At 58.2% G+C, this 17,336-nt stretch carries 13 protein-coding genes; 7 read left to right on the top strand and 6 right to left on the bottom strand.

The features are described 5' to 3' along the window. Positions 1-8: 8 nt before the first annotated feature. Together K227x_RS11330 and K227x_RS11325 are read right to left on the bottom strand one after the other, a co-directional pair. A complete protein-coding gene (locus K227x_RS11330; RefSeq protein ID WP_145169596.1) occupies positions 9-3,266 on the bottom strand; it encodes a protein kinase family protein in 3,258 nt (1,085 codons plus the stop codon). Between the two features lie 316 nt (positions 3,267-3,582). Further along, a complete protein-coding gene (locus K227x_RS11325) occupies positions 3,583-4,188 on the bottom strand; it encodes an RNA polymerase sigma factor (RefSeq protein WP_145169595.1) in 606 nt (201 codons plus the stop codon). 854 nt (positions 4,189-5,042) lie between these two features. Between K227x_RS11325 and K227x_RS11320 the strand changes: the two genes are divergently transcribed. The 7 genes from K227x_RS11320 to K227x_RS11290 are packed head-to-tail and all read left to right on the top strand — an operon-like array spanning position 5,043 to position 10,651. Beyond that, positions 5,043-6,044, top strand: coding sequence for a type II secretion system F family protein (locus K227x_RS11320; RefSeq protein ID WP_145169594.1), 1,002 nt, complete (start codon positions 5,043-5,045; stop codon positions 6,042-6,044). Between the two features lie 11 nt (positions 6,045-6,055). Next, positions 6,056-6,847 carry a hypothetical protein gene (locus K227x_RS11315; protein ID WP_145169593.1) on the top strand — a complete coding sequence of 264 codons (792 nt, stop codon included), beginning with the start codon at positions 6,056-6,058 and terminating at the stop codon, positions 6,845-6,847. A 45-nt stretch (positions 6,848-6,892) separates the two neighbouring features. Continuing rightward, positions 6,893-8,131 carry a type II secretion system F family protein gene (locus K227x_RS11310; protein ID WP_145169592.1) on the top strand — a complete coding sequence of 413 codons (1,239 nt, stop codon included), beginning with the start codon at positions 6,893-6,895 and terminating at the stop codon, positions 8,129-8,131. Next, entirely contained in the window at positions 8,128-8,868 is a 741-nt protein-coding gene (locus K227x_RS11305; RefSeq protein ID WP_145169591.1) for a type IV pilus modification PilV family protein, read from the top strand. Before K227x_RS11310 ends, K227x_RS11305 begins: the two co-directional genes overlap by 4 nt. Further along, positions 8,868-9,344, top strand: coding sequence for a prepilin-type N-terminal cleavage/methylation domain-containing protein (locus K227x_RS11300; protein ID WP_145169590.1), 477 nt, complete (start codon positions 8,868-8,870; stop codon positions 9,342-9,344). The genes K227x_RS11305 and K227x_RS11300 overlap by 1 nt, the downstream gene beginning before the upstream one ends. Further along, positions 9,341-9,724: a hypothetical protein gene (locus K227x_RS11295; protein ID WP_145169589.1), complete on the top strand. Its 384-nt coding sequence runs from the start codon at positions 9,341-9,343 to the stop codon at positions 9,722-9,724. The genes K227x_RS11300 and K227x_RS11295 overlap by 4 nt, the downstream gene beginning before the upstream one ends. Further along, positions 9,725-10,651, top strand: a complete 927-nt coding sequence (locus tag K227x_RS11290; protein WP_145169588.1) for a DUF1559 family PulG-like putative transporter — start codon at positions 9,725-9,727, stop codon at positions 10,649-10,651. Positions 10,652-10,794: 143 nt separating this feature from the next. Here the strand turns inward: K227x_RS11290 and K227x_RS11285 are convergent, their stop codons facing one another. The 4 genes from K227x_RS11285 to K227x_RS11270 all read right to left on the bottom strand — a co-directional run bounded on the left by K227x_RS11285 (position 10,795) and on the right by K227x_RS11270 (position 17,334). Further along, a complete protein-coding gene (locus K227x_RS11285) occupies positions 10,795-11,772 on the bottom strand; it encodes an acyl-CoA desaturase (RefSeq protein ID WP_145169587.1) in 978 nt (325 codons plus the stop codon). 379 nt (positions 11,773-12,151) lie between these two features. Continuing rightward, entirely contained in the window at positions 12,152-12,373 is a 222-nt protein-coding gene (locus K227x_RS11280) for a small basic protein (protein ID WP_145169586.1), read from the bottom strand. Positions 12,374-12,784: 411 nt separating this feature from the next. Further along, entirely contained in the window at positions 12,785-13,879 is a 1,095-nt protein-coding gene (locus K227x_RS11275) for a polysaccharide biosynthesis/export family protein (protein WP_145169585.1), read from the bottom strand. A gap of 371 nt (positions 13,880-14,250) precedes the next feature. Then, on the bottom strand, positions 14,251-17,334 hold the full coding sequence (locus K227x_RS11270) for an AsmA-like C-terminal region-containing protein (RefSeq protein WP_145169584.1): 3,084 nt from the start codon (positions 17,332-17,334) through the stop codon (positions 14,251-14,253). Positions 17,335-17,336: the final 2 nt, after the last annotated feature.

Below are 17,336 nucleotides of genomic sequence, written 5' to 3'. Positions count from 1 at the left end.
GCAAAATTCTAAGGGAGGAGGGGCTGTGAATTGGGGCTGACATTGTTCAGGCGGTTGGCCAACCAATACGTACGACTAATCGACTGCAGTCCCGGAAGAGCACGAAGCGAGTCCAGGTCCGAATCGGTTGCAAGATGATCAGCTTGGTATCCTTGCTGGATCGCTTGAGCCAAATAGGTCAGCCCACGGATGTGCCAAGTCTTCTGAGGCTGCAGAGCGCAGACACAGGCGGCTTGGTACAAAGTGCGTGCAGCGTTGGGCGATTCGATCGCCAGATTCATATCCGTGATCGCCTCGTCGTATCGACCGACTCGCGATAGCAACACGGCACGATCGATCCGAGCGCGTTCGTTTTCGGGCTGCATCAAGATCAAGCGATCTAGATATTCAATCGCTTCTTCATCACGATGAAGTTCCAAGGCCAACAGAGACGCGGTGCTCGCCAACACGGTCGCCGAGTTGGGATCAAACTGAGCCGCCTGCAACAGATCCTGCAGTGCGGCCTCGGGGTCCGATTCCATTTGTGCTTGGGCGCGTGACAACAATGAACGTGCCGACAGTTTGTCGGACTTCATCACCTCGGCCAAGTCGTCATCGGCTGCGGCCGTGTTGCCCAGCTTGCGATAGGCCCGGCTACGCAGCAACAGAATGTGGCCGCGATCGGGTGCGTGCTTGGCCGCCTCGGTAAAATCTTCGACCGCACTGGCAGGGTTGCCACGGTTCATCGAAACCAAGCCGCGATTGGTCAACGCCTTCCAGTTGCTAGGGTTGAACTTGATCGCTGCGGTGAAGTCTTCGACGGCTCGTTCCCCCTGCGACAACTGCAGATAACAGAGGCCTCGCAGCAACCAAAGTCGCGATGATTCCGGAGCCCGTTCCAGCGACTGGGTGAAAGAGATGGCAGCTGCGGAATAGTCACGTTGGCTGAATTGAGCACGCGCTAAACTGGTCCAGCGAAGTTCCGGCGGAATTGTCCCGTGGTCAGCCAGCGCCGTAAAAATGTCATTGGCTTCTTCCCAATTTTCTTTCTTCATCAACCGCACCGCTTCCAGGAAACGTTCGGTGTCTGACTTGGGCGAAATTTTCCGGGCCTGGCTGCGGAACCGATCGGATGCTTTCTGGTCGCCGGCCAAACGAGACCTTTGGGCCTTCAAGTACAGCGTCGCCCGTGAATTCCCAGGCGTGCTGGCTTGTTCGGCAATCCTGATCAATTGATCCAAACGGATCAACGCCTCGCTATCCAAGGGACCGTCATTCAACTGCACTGCCAATCGATCGGATTCGAAGAACCCTACCATCACAGCATGACGCAGTAGCCCATCCAGGAAGGTCGCCTTTGCGTCGGCCGCTAACGATCCTAAACGCCGATCGGTCACCGCATTCCCACTGAACGCACCGACTTCGATCAAGGGGTCCAGACCGCTGACGACCGTTTCATCGTTTCGCTGGGTCGGATCGGCCATCATTTTCGCCAAACTGTCGTTTGATTCAGCTTGGAATCGAGCAATTTGTTTGGTAATCGCCGCGTGATCGGCTCGTTGGCGGTACACGACCGCAGTCCCGGCCAAAGGCACCAACAGGGCCAAGAACATCAAACCGACGGCTGCACCGGAGGTCAACGCGGGATAGCGAACCAACCATTTGCGGGCGCGGATTCGAATCGGTTCGCGACAGTGCACCAAGGGCAGTCCATGGGAATGCGACAGCAGATCGCGATGCATCTGCTCGCTAGACTGATACCGATCGATCGGATCAAACGCCAATGCCTTCTCGATGATCAATCGCAGGCCGCCGTCGACTTGGTCGCCGGCAGCCCACTGGACTTCGGCATTTCGCCCGGCGATCGCCTGTTCGATATCCTTGGGTTCGGCGGTCCGCGGGGGTGGGAAGGCAAAGCGGTTGGTTGCGAACTGATACATCATCATTCCCATCGCATAGATGTCAGACGACACCTCGGCGATCGGCGAATGCCCCAACATGGACCGCAGATCCTCCGGAGCCATGTACGGCAAAGTCCCACCTGCGTGCCGCGGGCGTTCATCATTGACGCGGTGCGACAGATTGAAGTCCAGCAAGGCCGGCTCGCCATCATTGCGAATCAACACGTTGGCGGGCTTGATGTCCCCGTGCAGGATCCCGCGAGCATGAGCGTGCGACAGGGCCGAAGTCAGCCGTTCGAACAAGTACGTGGTCAGTTCGTTGCTCGTGAATGAACGAAGCTGATCCAGGGGGCTCATCACCGACTGTTCTTCCGACGCAGGGCTGGACGGCGCCGTCCTGGCCGATGCATTCCCCGATCCCGCCCAATCCAGCGATGCGCCATCGTCGTAGCGGCCCTGGTGACTCTGCCCCCAAGCCACGGAACCCGAACCACCCCCCAAGGGTTGATCGCTGGAATGATTTGCAGGACTTACAGATTCGCTAACGGCTTGGACGAGCAAACTGTCCGATTCAGTGGCCTGCCCCTTCGCAGGACTGACTCGATCACGCACGGCGGATACCAGGTTCTCGCCGTTGCGAACGACACTGTTGCTGAAGGCCGATCGAAACACATCTTCCAGGGTGGTTCGGCCCGCGTACGGCATGCAGATCACTGACATGGCACCGACTTGGTGACAGGAATAGATCGGCACGATGTTGGTGTGCTGCATCAGCGCCATGCTCTCTGGCTCGCTGAGCGATTTTTGGTAGATCTTCAGCACCACGTAGCGATCCGCTAAATGCCCCTGGGTCGCTAGAAAAACCTGACTGAACGCACCTTCACCAATCTGTTTGACAATGTGAAATCCGATCTCCAGCAGACCGGCTTCGACCTCTTGATCCAGCCTCACCGCGTGCAGATTGGCATTCGATGAACCAACCGAATCGACATGCCGCGCAAACGAATCGCGAAACCACGGTTCATGTTCGATCCCCGGAAGTTCCCCCCAGCGTGACACGTCAATCTCTAGGCCACAGCGACGGCGCGACCGAAAGTCTTCAAACGCAATCGCCAACATCCGATGTGGATGATGCAGCAATTCCGGATACAGACCGGTGTAGCTGTCTAGCGAAAAGGGAACCCGGTTTTCATTCCGCAGGTCGATATCGATTCGAATCAACTCGGTCAGCACCGCTAACCGATCCTCGTCTCGATGCCTATCCAATAGCGTCTGGACCGCGAAGTCACCATCAGCGGTCCAGTTCGATTCAAACTGATCGATTGTCGTTTCAGCGTCATCATCGAGCGAATCGACGTCGATCATGATACGGCTAGTCTGGAGCATGCTTTGTCTAAGGTTGACGTCAATGTGCCTGCGATGCGCAGATCCACATTCGCTTGCACAGGAAAGCGATGGAGGCGGGACTGGTCCGCCACGAAATTGCAGCACAAACCAATGTTTTTCTAAAGCCCCAAGAATGATGCCGCTGCACCGGTGCCCAAGACACCTGCACGGCGACACCCGTGATCACCCAACCGTTGCCCCGATCGAAGATGCCCCCCTATTTCATGGTGCAATTCGACGGTCGATTCGATGTGCCCCTCACTGAAATGCGCCCCAAAACCGAAACGCAGCGACGAAACCACAGCCAATGGCGGTGCTAATCGTCGCTTAAAAGCATGTCCGCCAAACGTTGCCGACTCTTTTGCAGCATCCGCTCCACCGTCCGATGGCTGCGTGAAATCGATTGACTGATCTCGTCGATGCTGTGCCCTTGAATCCGTAACGTCAAGACTTCGCGATCAAGCGGGCGAAGCGTTTCCAAAGTCTCGCGGAGACAGAGCTTCAGAAACTCCAGCGAATCATTGTTGATCTCCAGATTCTGAGAATCCTCGCTCAGCCGAACATTGCGACTTGCGTCGCGGCACTGCGCCGAATGGCGATTGGCCTGATCGCGCAACTTGCTGACCGCGATGATCGCCAACAAGTTCCAAAGCGTCTTTCCGGGCGGGGCATCGTAGTTCCCGGTCTGTACACCGCGAAACATACTGCGAAAAACTGATTGAACGATGTCTTCCGGTTCCGTGCTAACCCGTAACTTCGAGCCCAACTTTGCATCGACCAAACCGAGCACCCGCCGGGCATAACGATCATACAACTGACTGGCCGCATGTTCGTCACCATCACGAACCATCCGAACCAACGATTGATCTGAACGCGTCAGCATCGAAGGCGCGGAATCGGTCGTTTCTGGAATCGGTGGCATCAAGCAAATGAACCGGTGGACGACAAGTAAACCTACATAGGCGAATGCAACATTCTAAGTGCCACGCATATGTCATTGAAGCCACAATCACCCGAATTCGATGACCACACTGAATTCAGTTGACATAAAAGTGTCGCTGTCGGGTGGTACAGCCCTAGCCTACCTGGCGACACAACCACCATACTTTCACCAAATGACCCATCCCCATCCACTGGTCAACGAAACACGCTGGCCGTCCCTTGCAATAACCAAGCAATGAACTGGAGCGGTGCAGACAAACCATGCAGCAAAACGATGCGCCGGGATGCGTCGCCAAAAGACTTGTTGTCTGTTTCGAAACCAGCTCGTAAACACGCGGCGGACGAGGCATTGGCATTGAAGCGATGCCGCAACGGAGAAAGGAACACAGCACAGAGCGGAACCCAGCAGCGGCTGGAATGCTCTTACACCGGATCACCGCTGGGACCGGGCCACGACCGAGATCAGTCACTGGCAAAAAGAAGCGGGCGTAGTTGCTACGACTCTACGAGCAAATCGGACAAGCCGAACTACTGGTAAAGGTGCCCCATGGCAACTACGCCCGCACGTGTGAGCGGACCCTGACCAGACTCAATCGGTCAAGCTCGCCGCCAATCACCCCGCGTTATCTAGGTAAGCGGATTACACGACGAAAACCCGACAAACGTTTTTCCAAAAAGTCGTTTCTATTTTCCGGCCCTCGATTCACCCGCTTTCGGCCGAACAAAGAAAGGTGCGATGAATCCCCGTTGCGGACTTGTCAGAGGGTGGCAGCACCACTAATATAGATGGAATGTCTTATTTAGGTTTCGTCCACGCCTTCGATAGCCAACGCGATGACCAAACTCACTGACCTCCAACTGGCCGGACTGATCGACGAGATCGCTTGTGCCATCCAGGTGGGGGACCCGATCGACCAGACACTGCGCCGTCTTCAGAATCGACGAATGGGCAAGGTCGGACGCGTCGCCGGCGCGATCGCATTGCGATTGGATCGCGGCGAATCGCTGGAGGAGGCGATTTCCGAAATCGCATCCCCCGTGACGATTCAGTTGCAAGCTGCGATTGCTGCGGCGTCGGCCCGCGGGGACGGCCGTCTGATCGCCCGATTGGCAGACCAGCTCCGCCGCCGTGACCAGTACTTAGGGGCCAGCCGGATCGCGTATTTCTATCCGCTGTTGCTGGCCTCGATTGCCTATGCATCGATGGTGTGGGTGGCCGCGCCCTTGGTTTTACAGAATCGGGGACGAGATTTTCACTGGGCACCTTGGCTGACAACGTCGCTGCAGTGGCTCAGCACGAACTATTGGATTCCTCCGCTGATCGTTCTGGCCATCGCATTGGTGCTGTGGTTTTTGTTCCTGCGAGGCCAGAGTGCGTTGCCCTACCATTCACGGCGCAGCCTCTTCTTTTTCTCGCTAGCAGACCAAATCCGCGGCAATGTTCCCGAAAGCGATGCGATCAGCTTGGCGGCCCGCTTGGCTGGCGAAAGGCAACTAGCATCGATCGACCAGCCGACTTTGGACACCCCCGCGGTGGCTCGATTGATCGGTCAGTCGAACACATTGGCCGACATCGAACGACAAGTTGAATTCATCCAGCATGCTTCGTCGCCCAAGCCGGATGGCGAAAGTTCACCGACAACACGGGAACCATCCATTCTGGTAGCCCGACTGTATTACTTGGGCGCTCATCATGCCGAAGCAGCCCAGCGCGCGATCTATTGCTGGTCGCGTCTGGTTCCACGCGCAGTGATGATTCTGATCGGCTGCGGCTTCGTCTTGTCGTACGCTTGGTGGGTCATCGCCCCAATCTACAAGCAGGTGGCACAGTGGTAGGTTTCCAATCGTTGAACACTCAAAAATCAGACTCGGTCGCAGAGTCACTGTCGCGATCCAACGGAGATTCGGTTGCGGTAATCCAGTGGCTGGAACAGCGTCGTGAATTAGCGTCGATGCGTCGCCGCGCGACCTGGTGCCTGCTTTCAGGTTGGCTGATGCTGACCGCTGCGTCCCTGATCAGCACCGCCATCGCATTCATGATGACAGAGAGCATGCGTGGCATTTTCGACGGTCAATTTGCAAGCGATGCGGTCTCGACAGCGACGATTCGTTACGCCCCGTGGTTCCTAGGTTTGATCTCGGCCGTGCTCTTGATCGGTGGAATCATCGGTTGGCTTTCGGGACGATTCCCCGGGATGAACTCCGCCGCCTCTGCGTTGGATTGGTCCTTGGCCAGCCATGCGGTATCTCGACTACTGGCCCTGGGCTGCACCTATCCGGATGCCTTCCGCACCGCAGCCCAAAGCATGCGTCGCTGCGACAGCCAGCGATGGCTACTGAACGCGGCGATACGAGTCGAAAGTGGCAAGCCGCCCGTGCTGCCAGGGGTCTATCACCGGGGCGACGCTGCGATGTTGGAATTGATGTTGGAATCGGGCGAAACACAGCCCGACCATCAATGGCAATTGGCGGCAGAGCACTTTGTCGACGTCGCCCGTCGACGACTGATGCTACTGACCCACTGCGTGCCAACCTTTGCGACGCTTTTGGCTGGTCTTTTGATTTGGATATCCATCTCCGCCACGCTGGGTTGGATGTGGAAAATGGTAGGGAAGATGGTCAATGATTATGGATTTTAGATCGTTGTCGTTTGCACGGATCGAACCACATTCAGCGAGGCTGGCATGAATCGCACACTTCGAATTGTTGTCTGGACACTCCTGGTCCTGCTGACACTACTTTGCTTCGTGTACCTCTTGCCGTCGCTATTCGGGTTGGTACTGGTGACATTGTTGGTGTTCGGTGTGATGGACTTTGCGTCCCGACGACACCTCAATGCAACGCGAGCATTCAATTCGACCGTCCGCGCGGTTTGCCATCACGACGGAGCGATCTCCAAAGTGGCGGTTGCGTTTTCCAGATCAGGCCCGCTTGCGGGACCCTGTTACGAATACGCCCGTCGATTGATGATGGGGCAAGATCCGATCGAAGCGGCAGCACGTTCGCGTGTCCCCTTGCAACTGGGGACGGCCGTCGCCATGCAGTCTCCGATTCCGCCCAAGCCAAACCCGTCCAAGCTTGGTGGTATCGAATCGGGCGAAAGCGATCTGGATCGGAAGCCCATCGGTCTACCGGAGAGCGCTCTGGTGGCGTCCATCGACCGCATCGAACGATCCGACGACATCTACAACATGTCGGCCAATTCGATCGACAGTGGCTGGATGCCGGTCTACGGCCAATTCCTGTACTTGGTCGTAACCGCTTCGATCACGTGCTTGGTGTTAAGCTTCATGGCCTTGTTCATCGTTCCAACCTTGGAAGTGATGTTCGAGGAATTCGGTATGGACATGAAAGACCGCTGGCTGATGTCAGCCCGACCGGCGTACTGGATTCTGTTTTTCTTAAGCTTCGTCGTACTGATCATCGTTCCGATCATGAGCCGCGGCACGATCCTGGGTTGGCGATTGCCAATGTGGTTCCCGATCACCCCACGGCTAGCACAACACAAATCCGAAGTGCTCAATGGACTGGCCGATGCGATCGATGCGGGTTGGCCGATGGGCCGGGCGCTGGCCGTGGGACACCTGATTTCGGTACGGCGGTACGAACGTCGATCGTTGCAGCGAGCGATGGAACTGATCGAACAGGGGCGCACGCCCGCCGATTCCATCCACCAAACCGGATGGATCGGTTCGTCCGAAGCCGCCTGGCTAGAGGGCGCATCGCCGGTTCGCACCGCGCAGTTGCTGCGGAACATGGCGGGCCAGACGGTTCGTGACGCGCACGCCAACCTACGCTGGTTGATGAGCATCGTGTTTCCCGCATTGGTACTGATGCTGGCTGCGGCTGTGCTGATGTACGGATACGGTTTCTTTTCCAGCCTATTTCAGCTCATCTCCATGATGGCGGGAGCAGCATCGTGACCACCACCAAACGTCCGCATCTTGCGCTAGCCCGACAGCGAACAAGACCGCCACAACGTCGCTCGGCCGCCGCACCGACGCTAGGTTTCGGTTGCCACCGCAAACCAACCCCGGTCGGTTCGCCAGCCGTCCGCTGTGGCAGCGTCATCATCGAAGTGGTGTTGGCCGTTTCGCTGCTGGCCGTGGCCGGCGTCGCCCTGACGAAACTTTCGCGCGGCGCTTCGATGCTAGGGCGCACTGCAGATCAACACCTGGCGGCCACCCTGGCAGCCGAGAATACCTTGGAACGAATGCGTGCTCTGCCAACCGGCCAATGGTCCACGCAGGGGGACGCGATCGCTAGCGCTGTCGGAAACGACACTCAATGCACCGTGACTGTTGCGGTAGACGATTTCCAAAGCGGCCCGAACGAAGGTGTCCACATCCAGGTCCAAGCCACGCTCGGCGACGCAGTCACGGTTCGACAGCACGACTGGATCGTCAGGGAACCGAAACCAGACGCTGCGGCCGATGACGTTGCGGCCGATGACGCTGCGGCCGATGACGATGTGGCGGATGCAGACAAACCGGATGACGACGCCACTGACGCAGACGATGGCGATGCAGACGCCGCGGATGCAGACGAGATGACAGACACCGACGAGACCGCAGCCGACAAGAATCCGTCCGACAGCAATTCAACTGACAAGAACGAATCCGGCGAGCCCGACAACCAAAGCCCCCAGGAGGACTCGTGATGCACCGAAATCCAATCTCTGACAAACCGGTTGGCCCCACCCACCGCCGTGGTACGACGCTGTTGGAAATGGTCGCCACGATGTCCGTCCTGCTGGTGCTGGCAGTCGCAGCCGTGCGCATGCTATCCACGGTATCCGAAATCGGTATCGCGACCGCCGACGATGGCCGACGACGATCCGAAGCGTCTCGTTTGGCGGATTCGTTTCGCCAAGACATTCGTGCGGCCGACACGGTCCAAGCCGATCAGTGGCCAGTCGAAATCAGCCACGATGACCTTGAAATTCGATACCAGTACGATCCAGCGGAAAGCGCCGTCGACCGAACCATTTGGCGTGATTCCGACCGGATCGCGACCGATCGTTTTCGGCTGCCCATCAAGTGCGATCCGCAATTGGAATCCGATCCAGACCGCATTCGTTTATCCCTGGCACGCGGTGTCGGCGTGTCGTGGATTGTGGAGGTGAATCGACCATGAAATCAATGCAAACAACGCCCTTACCGAGAGACCTTCGCCGCAAAGCGAATCGCCGCCGTGGCGCAGCGTTCTTCATGCTAGTGCTGACCGTGCTTCTGGTCATCGTGGGTGCGACTTCGGTCATGATCCGCGGCGTATGGACATCACGCCAAGCGACCCGTGATCAACGCAGAGTCCGCACGATGGAATCGGCGATCGCAGCCGCAAGCCGGATTGCGGCGACCGAACTGACCCTGCCCGTCGACCCCGATTCCGACCAACGAATCGTGGTATCGATGAACGACGAAAACGACCGCTACAGCGCTACCTGGCTCCGTGGCGACCAAACAATCGACCAGCTGACGCGAGCGCACAGCAATTCAAATCACAAGGAGAAATAGATGACCGTGGCCAATTCGATACCTTGCCGTGCCCGCCAATTCCCAGGCCGCACAGGGCGTGCGGCGAATGCCTTTACCCTGGTGGAACTACTGGTGGTCATTGCGATCATCGGGGTGCTAATCGGGATGGCCGTCCCGGCGATGCAGAACATGCGTGAACTTTCCCGCCGCAGCAACTGCCAATACAACCTAGTGCGTCTGTCGCTGGGGCTGTCCGCCTACGAAACTCGCAACGAACATTTCCCAATCGGAACGCTAAACGCAACGGGACCGATCGAAAACGTTCCCGTCGGCTATCACCACAACTGGCTGGAAGGCCTGTTGCCGATGATGGGTTCGGCGATCATCTACGACGCCATCGATCGCGACGTCAGCGTCTACGACAAAAAGAACACGCCTGTTCGCACGATGCGGATCCCAGATTTTCTGTGCCCATCGGCCAGCGATCTGGCCGAAAACACCACTTGTTACGCGGGCATCCACGCATCGACGGAGACCCCGATCGACGAATCCAACGATGGCGTTTTCCGACTGAACCAGGCCACAACATTCGACGACATCACCGACGGTCTGTCCTACACCCTGTTCTCGGGCGAAAAGCTATCGCGGCTTAGCGAAGACCTAGGATGGCTTAGCGGCACACGTTCAAGCCTGCGGAATACAGGGCTGGGTCTGAACGCCGAACGAGATCGGATCCGCGGTGTCCAAACCGCATCCAACGAAGTATCGGCAGCCTATGTCGGTGGACTGGCCAGCGATCACCCCGGCGGACTGCACCTGTTGATGGGCGGCGGAGAAGTCGAATTCCGCAGCAATCAAATGGATTTGGAAGTGCTACGACAGATGGCGTCACGGTCCGATGGTGCATTGCCCAAAGAACTGGAAGCCACCAACCCCATCGCGGTCGATTCCGGCGAACAGGAGTGATCCAGAGAGCGTCGGACCAGTGAACGAGTCGATTGCGATCCGAACGATTCAACAGGTCGAACGGAGCAACGATCCGGACAGGGCAACGGGCCGAACGGGGCGAGGCCTTTCCTACCAGCGCATCGACCGCGGCAACCGCCGATTCAATCGGTTGCCTTGGCGGATTTGGGCCGAACCACGTCTTTGGCCAGGCCTACCATTTCTAGCCCGCGAATGATCCACCACGACATATCAAATTCCCACCAACGGTGCCCGTGTGCAGCGGACCGTGGTTGGGCGTGGTGGTTGTTGTGCCAGCCTTCGCCATGGCTAATCAATGCGACCAACCAATTGTTGGTGCTGTGGTCGCGGGTTTCGTAGTTGCGATAGCCAAAGACGTGCGACAACGAGTTCACCGACCAGGTTCCGTGCAGCACGAAAACGGTTCGAACGGCAACGGCCCATACCGCCCAACTAGCGGCATAGCGAAGCGGTTCGCCTTGGGTAAAGTAGCCAAAGGCAGCGCCGGCCAAAACGATCAGCAGCGCGTGGCCGACGAACACAAAGAACCATCCGTCTTTGCGTTCCAGTTTCAGATAGAAACGGTCGCGAAGCAGGTCACGCACGTACCGCTCGTAATGGCTGGTTCGGTCCAAGTCCTTGTGGCGGCACACGACCCAACCGACATGCCCCCACAGAAAACTAGCCAATGGCGAGTGCGGATCGGGTTGATGGTCACTGTGTTGATGGTGCATGCGATGGATTGCGACCCAGCGTGCGGGGCTATCCTGCAGATTGCACATGCCAAGCATGGCCAAAGTGTGCTCGAGCCACTTAGGACAGGTGAACCCACGGTGCGTCAGCAAGCGGTGGTAACCGATGGTGATGCCCAGCATTCCGAACACAAAATGCCCGGCGATGCCCAGCACCAATCCGGACCACGTGAATAGCCAGGGCACCAATGCCAACAGCGCCACCACGTGGACGGCAGCAAGCACGAAAACATACCGCCACATGATTTGCAGCGGTTGGGTGGCTTCGGGGAGCGGCAGTCGCTGCGGATCGATGCCCTCGGTTGGCAACGAATCAATCGCCGCAGTGTCCGCAGGCTCGGCTTCACGTTCAAGTAATGAGTCTGTCATCCCACGGATCCTTCGTTCTGCTAGTTGGCGATCGGCGCTGCCGGTCGACCTAGCAGGTCGTACGTATTTTAGTTTTGCCGCTTCGGTCACACGCCGGCATCAACAGCGAATTTGGCAGAATGTCGCCAATGCCGATAGAGAAACTATTTCCATGATCGTTGATCGGCATGGCAATAGCGAGCCGATCGGTCGCTGGAACCGGCAGTATTTGCCATCCACGTTTGCTGACCGCACCTATTCTAGGGTGCACGCACCCGCCTGATTCATGGACGGAAACGGGTGATCGCGATGGCCCCGCATGCAAGAAAATTCCAAAAAAAAAGCCGGCGGACGTTCGCAAAGAACGCTTCGCCGGCTCGCTGGATACATGGTCCGGCGACTATTTTTTCTTCTTGTCTTTAGGCTCTTCTTCAGCCTTCTTGACCTTCTTCTTTTTCTTCAACGAGACCTTTACGACGCGAACCTTGGGCATGCCGACGATGCTCATTTCTTCGTCGAACTTGTCCAGCGATTTCAGCCGAGCAATACGCTCAGCTCGCGTAAGCACATTTCGCGCTTTAATGGCCCCGGCTTGCACCTTGAGGCTGCGATCCATGGTCATGGGGAAAACTCGGTCGTAACGATAGTTGGAAAATGGACTTGGATTTCTTGGCAAGGCACGGAGGATAGGGTTTGAAACCGTTTTTGACAAGGTTGCCAAACAATTTCCGTGCCTTCGAAGCGACGAGTGTCGGTTTTTGCTGATAATTTTACAATACGGCAACCAAGCAAAGCCGCAAAGACGCGGCATTTCGGGAGATTTCCGCCGAAACGGGCTCCACATTGAACGCCCAAACCCGCTGGCTGATTCGCCGTTTGGCCGCGACGAGTTTGACATCATCGGGTCAATTTCGCCGCCGCAGGCAGAAATTTTTCCGCGTTCGCCCCGGTTTTCCCGCGCGCCCCGAGCTGCAGGCCGGCTGCTCGGCGAGTTCCAGCCAGCTGGGACGCGACCTGCAAAGACAGCATTCCGTTACGGGTTGGACGGCGTGACCCACATCGGTGCGAATCGTCCGATTGGCTGGGAATTGTCAAAATCCAACTCGCCATCGGCGGACGGGACGATAGCGTCCGCTGCAGCGGGTTCCGCCGCTTCGGCCGCGGGAAGCCGGAGGGGAACGGCTGCCGGATCCGCCTTGATCGGGCTGGGATCCATCGGCGTGATCGATTCCGGCTTGATCGGTGTCATCCCCGATTCGGCCCCCAAGGACGCTGGACCGGGCTGGGGAGATGCCGTCGGGATCACGCGGCCCATCGGGTTCACGTCAGGGATCATGCGGGGGTCCATGCATGCCGATTGGCATTTGCAGCATCGATCGCAGGTTTCGTTGGCTCGCCAAAACATCATGTCTTCGTAGCACGAGCGAGTGGCCACGAATATTCGATCGCCGGGTTTCAGTTGATAATTGGTCGACGTATCGCCCAATTGCGTGATCTCCCGATAGCAGACCGGCAACGTCACTCGGCAAGAATCGGGATCGGTTGGGCGGGCCAGCAGGATCTTGCAAGGCGATGCAGCACTGGTCAGACCGCCAGCGGCCAGGATGCCATCCAGGACGGATTCGTGACCTTCCAGCGGATAGCTGCCGGGCGAATTCACTTCACCCAAGACGTAGTAGCGATGAATCGGGTCGAGCATGCGAACGTTCACGGCCGTCGCTTTTTCGCCAGAATGAACAATCGTCGACTCGATCAGCGACTCGGCCCCTTCGATCGTCAGTCCGGCGACCACGACGCGGCCGTATTTGCCCAAGTCGACGCTGCCGTCGGCCAGCACTTTCTGGTCGGCCGGAATCCGCACCTCACTGTCCAATTCAATCGGTTCGATCAGCAGCGTATCGCCGGGCTGCAGATAATGAACCGGTTCAACATCCATCGACAATTCACGAGCGATATCGGCACCGCGGGGCGACTGAGCCAGGACTTCGTCCGCCTGTTTGGTCAGGAAGTGCCCGGTGGGAAACAGCGACAGCCCCAAGCTACTGCAACCACAGGAAATCATCATCAAACCGATCGCTAGCCCAGTCGACGTGGAACAACGCAGCGCGGTCGTAAGGGCAGTAGGCATCGTCATGTCTTCGCTGTGTAATTCGAGCCGGGTATGAATCGAGCCGGGACAGAGTCGAACCGAGGTCTCCGTACAAGAGAATTCGGCACGATCGACACAGCCGTCACAACAGGAACGTCCGCGGCGATAGGACCGGTACGACACGAAGAATCCGGACGATCGCGAGAATCGATACGACGCGAAGAACCCGGACGAAGCGAATAATCGTCAGATCCGGTAAAGTTTGACACCGGCGCCGGATCGGCACCGCGGTGTCGGCTGCCCCCCAGCCCGCGCTGCCCCCCAGCCCGCGCTGCCCCCCAGCCCGCGCTGCCCCCCAACCCGCGCTGCCCCGTGGATCGGGTCGGCAATTCACGCTGGATCGGGCCGCGTCAGTTCGCAATGCGGGTACCGGCGGAAACCAGCACCATCGCCTCGCGGACCAGGAATCGCACGGCGGCTTGGCGAATGGTTTCAATCGGCTTCAACCGAACCTGGGGATCGGACGCCGGCCCGGTGACACCTAAGAACAGAGTTCGATTGCTGAACATGCGATTGATTTCGACGATCAACCCGACGGGAATGAACGCCTCGACGGCCAACTGGGCCGCCAACGCAGCGATCTTGGCGCTGTCACCGTCCAGCAATCCAGTGGCGATCACCGCATCCAGATCCATCCGCCAATCGGCGATTCCGATACGCCCTTGGGCGAACACTCGCACCCGGTCGGCTCGAAGCGAAAACTCTTCGACTTGGACCGCTCCGCGCCCGATCGTGCCCTTCAACGTCCCGGTATCAAACTGGGTGTTGGTCAACGAGAGGGCTCCCAGGAACTGGTTCGCTTTCAAAAGTCCAGGCACAGCAGAGGCTTGGGTTTGAGCGAGCGAAGCCGTGAAATTGCCGTTCAGATCCGAAACGCTTCGGATCCGCCGACCCGCCACGGACATTGCCCCAGTGATCCGGCCGTGTGCTAGCGACGTGGTTGTCCCAGTCGTGGCGATCAGCGTCCCGAAATCCACCCGGCGGACCGACCATCGACTGTCCAGATCGAATGTCCCTGAAAGCGCCGTCGAGGACGACAGATCCGCTTCGCCGCGAATCTCACCGCCGGCCAAGTTTCCCGAGATCGATCGTAGCCGAAGGTTCCAGCGGCCAAAATCGCTCGACAGCGAACCGTTCACGCCGGCGTTGACCGAACCGGCACTGACCGTAAACAACGAACTTTCGCGAACGGTGATGCTGCCGCGAATTCGGTAATCCTGATCACCGGCAACGGTCAAACTGCCCGAAACCGCACCGCCGACTCGATCGGCGATCGACGGGGCGACCAGCATCAGCCCGGTCTGTGCATCAACCCCCGAAAAAGTGAACTGCAGCGTCCGTCGGCCAGACTTTGCTGCTTCCTGCCCAAGCGGCCAGCGTCCGCTGGCGATCAATCGCCCGCCACCATAGGCCGCGCTGGCACGTCGGATCACCAGCACCCCGTCGACGATCTGCAATTCAGCTTTCCCGCCACGCGATACCGTTCGGCCATCCACGGCAAGATCGCTGGCCGACATCTGGAGGGTGAGATTCGCTCGGTCCCCATCGCCAATGTTGTTGTCGCCAATGTTGTTGTCGGTGTCGTTCCTGCCGGCGGCTGCTGCGGCGTCCACCGTTTGCGCTGCGTCGAATGCGAGGGCGGACGGATGGATGTTTGCGACCGCGGATACGGTACCGCGATAACGACGCGGGTCATCAGGCCGCAGCACCGGGATCAGTTGATCGACCTTGGCCGAACGAATTGAAATCTGCCCAACCGGCACCTTCCGAAGCCATGACGACCAATCGTCGTTGGCATCAACATCAGATTTTGTTTCGACCGAAAACGCACCACCGAAAAGCTTGCCATCGCCATTCAAACGGATCGTTCCATCGCCGGCCTGAATCGCCAAATCGACTTGACCGATGCTGCCGCTGCCCAGCCGAATGTCGGCGGCCGATAGCTTGGCTGTCCCACGATGACGTGCCGGTTGCATGATCGCAGCGGCCGGAACGTTCCACTGGATTGCACCCGAGGTCAGCGCCGATGCCGAAGTCCACGTCTTTGGCACACCGAAGGGCAGCAAAGCCGCCAAGTTGATTTTGGGCTGGATCCCTTCCCACACCAAATCCGCGTTCCAATCGCCTTCGTCGCCGAAGGGCACCGCCACGTTTCCACTAGCCCGCCCGCCAAACACTTCGGCCGACAACTTTGAAACCTCGATCCCTTGGTCCGTGAATGAGTAGTCGGCGGCGATACGACGAATCAACATTTTCGCGTTGGGCGTATCGGTATGGATCGGATCGAGCGAAAAGCGTTGTTGATCGAACATCAATTCGTGCTCGATCAATCCGACATTTTGGCGAAACACTTCCAATCGCGGCGTCCCCACCCGGCCCCGAACCGACCAGGACTTTGACGCCCATTGGCCGTTGCCGCGGAGATCCAGGTCCAATTTGCCGGCAACCGCTTGCTGGGAAACCATTCCCGCCTGGGCGGCCATCATCGACAATGCCTGCATCGGCACGTCGTTGCCACGCACCTGGAATTCAAACCGCCGACGCCCGACCAATTCAACCTGGGCCGCCCCGTCGAACCCAACGCTGGCGTCCGCATCAGACGTCACCCGCAACTGGGGAACCGCCACAATCCCGTCACGCACAGTCAAATCCCCGGTGTTGATCGACAACGGCATCGATTCGCCGGACTTCAGCTTGCGAACGCGAAGATTGCTGGTTGCAGTCCAGGTCGCGATATCAACCAAGGAATCGATCGGCGCGGCCCAGTCGATATCCCCGGTCACGGTTCCAGTGACGGGAACACCAGCATCCTCTCGGTTGGCTGCAGTGATTAAGTCGTACAGTGGACCGATCGTCAGATCATCCGCATGAATGCGTACCACGGCTTTGCCGCGTGGCAGAATCGCCAAAGAACCGTTCCCGCTAAAACGGCCTGGTTCTTCATCTGACGCCGCATCGGTCCAGCGCCCACGAATCCGGTCCAAACGCAACACGCCATTGTCGTAAACGATGTCAGCCGAGAAGTCTTCCAGCAACAGATTTTCAAGCTGTAACCGCCGCGACGAAAGCCGGCCTCGCAACCGGTAAACCTGGCCATCATTCACGTGGGCGATCGGCACACCGACGGCGAATCCGACCGTTACATCCCCATCCGCGATGATCGGGATCTGGATCCCGATGGATGCCAAACGCGACAATAGGTTGGCAACATCGATGTCTTCGAATGACCAATCCGTTGTCCAGCGACGGATTCCGTCGTCGACAACCGGTGGCGGAAGATTGGCGTCGTCTTTGCCGACGGGCGCGGCAGCATCATCGGCCGATCGCGGGCCCGTGACGTCACCGCCTTGGCCCCAACTGCGGTCTGCACTGGACAGCGCAAGCAGCACCGCAAACATCCAAACGATCGTTCGTCGATGGCTTCCGATGATCATCC

The sequence above is a fragment of the Rubripirellula lacrimiformis genome, assembly GCF_007741535.1.
In the GTDB taxonomy this organism is placed as follows: Bacteria; Planctomycetota; Planctomycetia; order Pirellulales; family Pirellulaceae; genus Rubripirellula; species Rubripirellula lacrimiformis.
The sequence above is the reverse complement of the archived record's forward strand: the minus strand, read 5'-3'. Positions and strand labels throughout refer to the sequence as shown.

Coding starts and splice junctions, on each gene's coding strand:
- K227x_RS11330 (WP_145169596.1), bottom strand. CDS start 3,266: ATGCTCCAGACTAGCCGTATCATGATCGACGTCGATTCGCTCGATGAT.
- K227x_RS11325 (WP_145169595.1), bottom strand. CDS start 4,188: ATGCCACCGATTCCAGAAACGACCGATTCCGCGCCTTCGATGCTGACG.
- K227x_RS11320 (WP_145169594.1), top strand. CDS start 5,043: ATGACCAAACTCACTGACCTCCAACTGGCCGGACTGATCGACGAGATC.
- K227x_RS11310 (WP_145169592.1), top strand. CDS start 6,893: ATGAATCGCACACTTCGAATTGTTGTCTGGACACTCCTGGTCCTGCTG.
- K227x_RS11300 (WP_145169590.1), top strand. CDS start 8,868: ATGCACCGAAATCCAATCTCTGACAAACCGGTTGGCCCCACCCACCGC.
- K227x_RS11295 (WP_145169589.1), top strand. CDS start 9,341: ATGAAATCAATGCAAACAACGCCCTTACCGAGAGACCTTCGCCGCAAA.
- K227x_RS11290 (WP_145169588.1), top strand. CDS start 9,725: ATGACCGTGGCCAATTCGATACCTTGCCGTGCCCGCCAATTCCCAGGC.
- K227x_RS11285 (WP_145169587.1), bottom strand. CDS start 11,772: ATGACAGACTCATTACTTGAACGTGAAGCCGAGCCTGCGGACACTGCG.
- K227x_RS11280 (WP_145169586.1), bottom strand. CDS start 12,373: ATGACCATGGATCGCAGCCTCAAGGTGCAAGCCGGGGCCATTAAAGCG.
- K227x_RS11275 (WP_145169585.1), bottom strand. CDS start 13,879: ATGCCTACTGCCCTTACGACCGCGCTGCGTTGTTCCACGTCGACTGGG.
- K227x_RS11270 (WP_145169584.1), bottom strand. CDS start 17,334: ATGATCATCGGAAGCCATCGACGAACGATCGTTTGGATGTTTGCGGTG.